The sequence below is a fragment of the Azohydromonas sp. genome (assembly GCF_035325925.1).
GTDB lineage: Bacteria > Pseudomonadota > Gammaproteobacteria > Burkholderiales > Burkholderiaceae_C > Calidifontimicrobium.
Genome location: NZ_DAOKZA010000096.1, coordinates 1 through 5524, shown reverse-complemented (window position 1 = coordinate 5524; position 5524 = coordinate 1). Strand labels below are relative to the sequence as shown.

Sequence of the window (5524 nt, the reverse complement as noted above, 5' to 3'; positions counted from 1 at the left end):
TGTTCGCGCTGCTCGACGCCTTCGAGCAGGACGTGCACCAGCCGACCTACCCGGACCGCACCGCGCTGCTCGACTACTGCCGCCGATCGGCCGATCCCATCGGGCGGCTGCTGCTGCACCTGTACGGCGTCGACGATGCGGCGTCGCTGGCGCATTCCGACGCGGTGTGCAGCGCGCTGCAGTTGATCAACTTCTGGCAGGACCTCGGCGTCGACGCACCACGCGGACGGCACTACGTGCCGCTGGCCGACGCACGCCGCCACGGCGTCTCGCTGGCGCAGCTGCGCTCGCGCGACGACGGTCCCGCCGTGCGTGCGCTGGTGCGCGAGTTGTGCGCATGGGCGCGCGGCCTGATGCTCGATGGCGCACCGCTGGTGCACCGGCTGCCCGGGCGCGCCGGCTGGGAGCTGCGTCTGGTCGTCCAGGGCGGGCTGCGCGTGCTCGAGCGCATCGCGGCCATCGACCACGCAACGCTGACGCGGCGCCCGACGCTGGGTGCGACCGATGCGCCCCGACTGCTGTGGCGTGCGGTGACGATGCGCGCCGCGACGGGCGCCGTCGAGCGCGTCGCATGAGTGGCATCTCCCCGCCGGCTGGCGCCGCGCCGAAGCCCACCTGCGGGAACGCGCCGTGGCGATGAGCCCCGAGCAGTACGTGCAGGACAAGGCCGCACGCAGCGGCTCGTCGTTCTACTATGCGTTCCGCTTCCTGCCGCCGCGGCGACGCGCGGCGATCACGGCCTTCTACGCCTTCTGCCGCGAGGTCGACGACGTCGTCGACGAGGTGCACGACCCGACGGTCGCCGCGACCAAGCTCGCCTGGTGGCGCCGCGAAGTGGCCGCCGCGTTCGCCGGGCGGCCCAGCCACCCGGTGACGCAGGCGCTGCTGCCGCTGGCCGCCGAGCACCGCATCGGCGAGGCGCAGCTGCTGCAGGTCATCGACGGCTGCGAGATGGACCTGACGCAGACGCGCTACCTCGACTTCGCCGCACTGGCACGCTACTGCCACCTGGTCGCCGGCGTCGTCGGCGAGGTGTCGGCGGAGATCTTCGGGCGCACACGCGACGAAACCATCGCCTATGCGCACCGCCTCGGGCTGGCGATGCAGCTGACCAACATCATCCGCGACGTCGGCGACGACGCGCGACGTGGGCGCATCTACCTGCCGGTCGACGAACTGCAGCGCTTCGGTGTCAAGGCCTCGGAGATCCTGCAGCGCGAGGCGCCGTGGGGCTACAGCGAGCGTTTCGGCGCGCTGATGCGCTTCCAGGCCGAACGCGCGCACCGGCTGTTCGACGAGGCCTTCGCGCTGCTGCCGGCCGACGACCGGCGCGCGCAGCGCCCGGGGTTGATGATGGCGCACATCTACCGCACGCTGCTGCGCGAGATCGAGGCCTCGGGCTTCCGGGTGCTGCACCAGCGCATCGCGCTGACGCCGCTGCGCAAGGCGTGGATCGCGATGTGCACGCACTGGCGCGAGCGCTGATGCCGCACGACGTTGCGGTCGTCGGCGGCGGCTGGGCGGGCATCGCCGCAGCGGTGCGTGCCGTCGACGCCGGCCACCGCGTGACGTTGTACGAGATGGCATCGGTGCTGGGCGGTCGCGCGCGTGGTGTCGAGCTCGATGGCGTCGAGCTCGACAACGGCCAGCACATCCTGATCGGCGCCTGCCGCGACACGCTGGCACTGATGCGCCAGGTCGGCGCCGACCCAGCGGCGCTGCTGCACCGCATGCCGCTGTCGCTGACCTTCCCCGACGGCAGCGGCCTGCAGTTGCGGCCCGGGCGGCCGGTGCCTGCGCTGCTGGGCGCGGTGTGGCGCCGACGCGGCTGGGGCCTGCGCGAGCGCGTGGCGCTGTTGCGCGCCGCGGGCGGCTGGGCGGCACGCGGCTTCGGCTGCGACCCGTCCTGGACCGTGGGGCGCCTGTGCGCGGCGCTGCCGGCGGCGCTGCGCCGCGACCTGATCGATCCGCTGTGCATCGCCGCGCTGAACACCCCGGCCGACCGCGCGAGCGCCAGCGTGTTCCTGCGTGTGCTGCGCGATGCGCTGTTCGGCGGCGCCGGCGCGGCCGACCTGCTGCTGCCGCGCGCATCGCTCGCACGGCTGCTGCCGACACCGGCGCAGCGCTGGTTGGCCGACCACGGCGCCCGGGTGTGCACGCGTCACCGCGTGCACGCGATCGAGCCCGACGGCGCGCGCTGGCGCGTCGACGGCATGCCGGCCGACGCCGTGGTGCTCGCCTGCACGGCGCACGAGGCGGCACGGCTCGTGCGCACGGCGGCGCCGGCGTGGGCCGAGGTCGCCGCGGCGTTCGAGCACGAACCGATCGTCACCGTCTATCTGCGCAGCCGCGGTACGCGGCTGCCGCGGCCGATGACCGCGTTGCACGACGGCGCCGACGCCCCGGCGCAGTTCGTCTTCGACCACGGCGCCATCGGCGCGACGGCGGGGACCTTCGCCGCGGTCGTCAGCGGCGCCGCAGCGTGGATCGAACGCGGACTCGACGCCACCGCGCGGGCGGTGCAGGCGCAGCTCGTCGCGGCGCTCGGGCCGCACTGGCGCGAGCCTCCCGTCGTGTTGCGCACGCTCGCCGAGCGGCGCGCGACCTTTGCGTGCCAACCCGGCCTGCGGCGCCCGCCGGCGTGCATCGCGACCGGACTGTGGGCCGCCGGCGACTACGTGGAGGGGCCCTACCCGTCGACGCTCGAGGGGGCGGTGCGCAGCGGCGGGCGCGCCGCCGAGGGTGCGACCGCCCCTTGACGCGCACAGCGACCCCGGATGCGACAAGCGCATATCGGGTTGCAGATCTAGTTTTCGTCATGCAAAAATCGCAACCCCCGTTGCACAATGCGCGCATGAGGAAGAAGGACGCCCAGACCCCGACGATCCAGGTGCTCGAACGCACCTTCGCGCTGCTCGACGTGCTCGCGTCGCACACCGAGCCGGTGGCGTTGAAGGAGATCAGCGAGCGCACCGGGCTGCACCCGTCGACGGCGCACCGCATCCTCAACGACCTCGCCGCCGGCCGGCTGGTCGACCGCCCCGAAGCCGGCAGCTACCGGCTGGGCATGCGCCTGCTCGAGCTGGGCAACCTGGTGAAGGCGCGGCTGGACGTGCGCGAGGCGGCGCTGGTGCCGATGCGCGAGCTGCACCGCATCACGCACCAGCCGGTCAACCTCTCGGTGCGCCAGGGTGACGAGATCGTCTACATCGAGCGCGCCTACAGCGAACGCTCGGGCATGCAGGTGGTGCGCGCGATCGGCGGCCACGCCCCGCTGCACCTGACCTCGGTGGGCAAGCTGTTCCTCGCCTTCGACGACCCGGCCCGCGTGCGCGCCTACGCGACGCGAACCGGCCTGGCCGGCCACACGCGCAACAGCATCACCGATCTCGGGCGGCTCGAGCGCGAGCTGGCACAGGTGCGCCAGCACAACGTCGCACGCGACGACGAGGAACTCGAGGTCGGCGTGCGCTGCATGGCCGCAGGCATCTTCGACGACCAGAACAAGCTGGTCGCGGGGCTGTCGGTGTCGGCGCCGGCCGACCGGCTCGACGAGTCGTGGCTCGACAAGGTGCGTGCCACCGCCGCGCAGATCTCGCGCGAACTCGGTCACCGCACCGCCTGAGGCGGCAGCGGCCGGCGCGTCGCCGCGGGCCTCAGGACGTCGGCGACGACAGTGCGATCGGTGCAGCGGGGTCGCCCAGCAGCCACTGGCGCAGGCGTTCGGCGTCGGCGATTCGCGAGTAGCGTCCTGCCGAGTCGAGCAGCACCATGATCAGCTTGCGGCCCGCCAGTTCGGCCTGCATCACCAGGCAGCGGCCCGCCTCGGAGATGTAGCCGGTCTTCTGCAGCCCGATAGTCCAGTCGTCCTTGAAGACCAGACCGTTCGAGTTGCGGAACTGCAGGTCGCGCCGGCCCACCGCGACGCGGTGCTCCGGCGAGGTCGACAGCTCGCGGATCAGGTCGTGTTCGTACGCGGCCTTGACCAGCTGCGCCAGGTCACGCGCGCTCGACTGGTTGCGGCTCGACAAGCCGGTCGGCTCGGCGTAGCGGGTGTCGGTCATGCCGAGTTCGGCGGCCTTGCGGTTCATCGCCTCGACGAACGCGTCCAGCCCACCGGGATAGTGCCGCCCGAGCGCGTTGGCGGCGCGGTTCTCCGACGACATCAGCGCCAGATGCAGCATCTCGCCACGGGTCAGCCGCGTGCCCACGGTCAGCCGCGACCGGCTGCCCTTCTCGGTGTCGACGTCGGCCTGCGACACCGTCAGCGCCTCGTCGAGCGGCAGACCGGCCTCGACGACGACCAGCGCCGTCATCAGCTTGGTGATCGACGCGATCGGCAGCACCGCCTTCGGGTTCTTGCTGAACAACACCTCGTTGGTGTCCTGGTCGACGACCAGCGCCACGCTGGACTTCAGGTCCAGCGGATCGGGTGTGGCGTGCAGGCCGAACACCTGGCCGTACGAAGGACGCGGCGTAGCCGCCTCGACCACGGCCCTGCTCGAGGTGCGCGTGCGCGACGTCGGCCGCGCCTTGGCGCGTGTCGTCTTGGCGCTGCGGGCCGGCACCGCCTTGGCCGACTTCTTCGCACTTGCCTTGACACCCGCCTTGGCCTTGGGTGTGGCCGCATGCACGGCGCCCAGCGGCCAGGCGAGCGCACCGAACCACAACGCGAACAGCAACCCCCACCGAGCCCATCCCGCGCGCTTCACCGCCGCCACTCCCGTTCCCAACGCCGTCCGTGATTTCGGCCAGTGTAGGAGAACCTTGAAACACAAGCAAGATCATGAACTTGCGATGCGTTCCTAAAGTCTCGGCGGACGCCACCGCGACGTGCGCTCGGGTCACCCCTGCGCCGCCACCCGTTCGGTCTTGCTGTGCAGCTTGTTCAGCGCCGCCAGGTACGCCTTGGCCGAGGCCACGACGATGTCCGGGTCGGCGCCGACGCCGTTGACGACGCGGCCGCCGTGCTGCAGTCGCACCGTCACCTCGCCCTGCGATTCTGTGGACCCGCTGGTGATCGCGTTGACCGAATACAGCAACATCTCGGCGCCACTTTGCACCTTCGACTCGATGGCCTTCAGGCTGGCGTCGACCGGACCGTTGCCGTCGCTCTCGGCATGGTGCTCGGTCGCACCGATCGCAAAGGTCACGCTGGCGTGCGGCCGCTCGCCGGTCTCGGAGCGCTGCGCCAGCGACAGCAGCCGGAAGTGCTCCTGCTCCGAAGTCACGCTCTCGTCGCCGACCAGCGCGATGATGTCCTCGTCGAAGATCTCGCTCTTGCGGTCGGCCAGGTCCTTGAAGCGCGCGAACGCGGCGTTGATCTCGGCCTCGGAGTCGAGTTCGACGCCCAACTCCTGCAGCCGCTGCTTGAACGCGTTGCGTCCCGACAGCTTGCCGAGCACGATCTTGTTGGCGCTCCAGCCGACATCCTCGGCGCGCATGATCTCGTAGGTGTCGCGGGCCTTCAGCACGCCGTCCTGGTGGATGCCGCTGGCGTGCGCGAAGGCGTTGGCGCCGACCA

The 5524-nt window shown here is 71.7% G+C and carries 6 protein-coding genes; 4 read left to right on the top strand and 2 right to left on the bottom strand.

Annotated elements, in window-relative coordinates; genetic code table 11:
* The 4 genes from PKC53_RS18575 to PKC53_RS18560 all read left to right on the top strand — a co-directional run.
* The coding region (locus PKC53_RS18575) for a squalene/phytoene synthase family protein (RefSeq protein ID WP_324431343.1) at positions 1–575 on the top strand (575 nt) is incomplete at its 5' end.
* Between the two features lie 61 nt (positions 576–636).
* Positions 637–1485, top strand: coding sequence for a presqualene diphosphate synthase HpnD (hpnD, locus tag PKC53_RS18570; RefSeq protein WP_324431341.1), 849 nt, complete (start codon positions 637–639; stop codon positions 1483–1485).
* On the top strand, positions 1485–2759 hold the full coding sequence (gene hpnE / locus PKC53_RS18565) for a hydroxysqualene dehydroxylase HpnE (RefSeq protein ID WP_324431339.1): 1275 nt from the start codon (positions 1485–1487) through the stop codon (positions 2757–2759). The genes hpnD and hpnE overlap by 1 nt, the downstream gene beginning before the upstream one ends.
* A 95-nt stretch (positions 2760–2854) precedes the next feature.
* A complete protein-coding gene (locus tag PKC53_RS18560) occupies positions 2855–3625 on the top strand; it encodes an IclR family transcriptional regulator (protein WP_324431336.1) in 771 nt (256 codons plus the stop codon).
* Between the two features lie 31 nt (positions 3626–3656).
* Here the strand turns inward: PKC53_RS18560 and pbpG are convergent, their stop codons facing one another.
* Both pbpG and PKC53_RS18550 read right to left on the bottom strand, forming a co-directional pair.
* Positions 3657–4643 (bottom strand): D-alanyl-D-alanine endopeptidase, encoded by a 987-nt coding sequence (gene pbpG, locus PKC53_RS18555; protein ID WP_324431345.1) that lies wholly within the window; start codon positions 4641–4643, stop codon positions 3657–3659.
* 201 nt (positions 4644–4844) lie between these two features.
* Positions 4845–5524: alpha-isopropylmalate synthase regulatory domain-containing protein (locus tag PKC53_RS18550; protein WP_324431334.1), on the bottom strand; the 680-nt coding region annotated here is incomplete at its 5' end.

Coding starts and splice junctions, on each gene's coding strand:
- hpnD (WP_324431341.1), top strand. CDS start 637: ATGAGCCCCGAGCAGTACGTGCAGGACAAGGCCGCACGCAGCGGCTCG.
- hpnE (WP_324431339.1), top strand. CDS start 1,485: ATGCCGCACGACGTTGCGGTCGTCGGCGGCGGCTGGGCGGGCATCGCC.
- PKC53_RS18560 (WP_324431336.1), top strand. CDS start 2,855: ATGAGGAAGAAGGACGCCCAGACCCCGACGATCCAGGTGCTCGAACGC.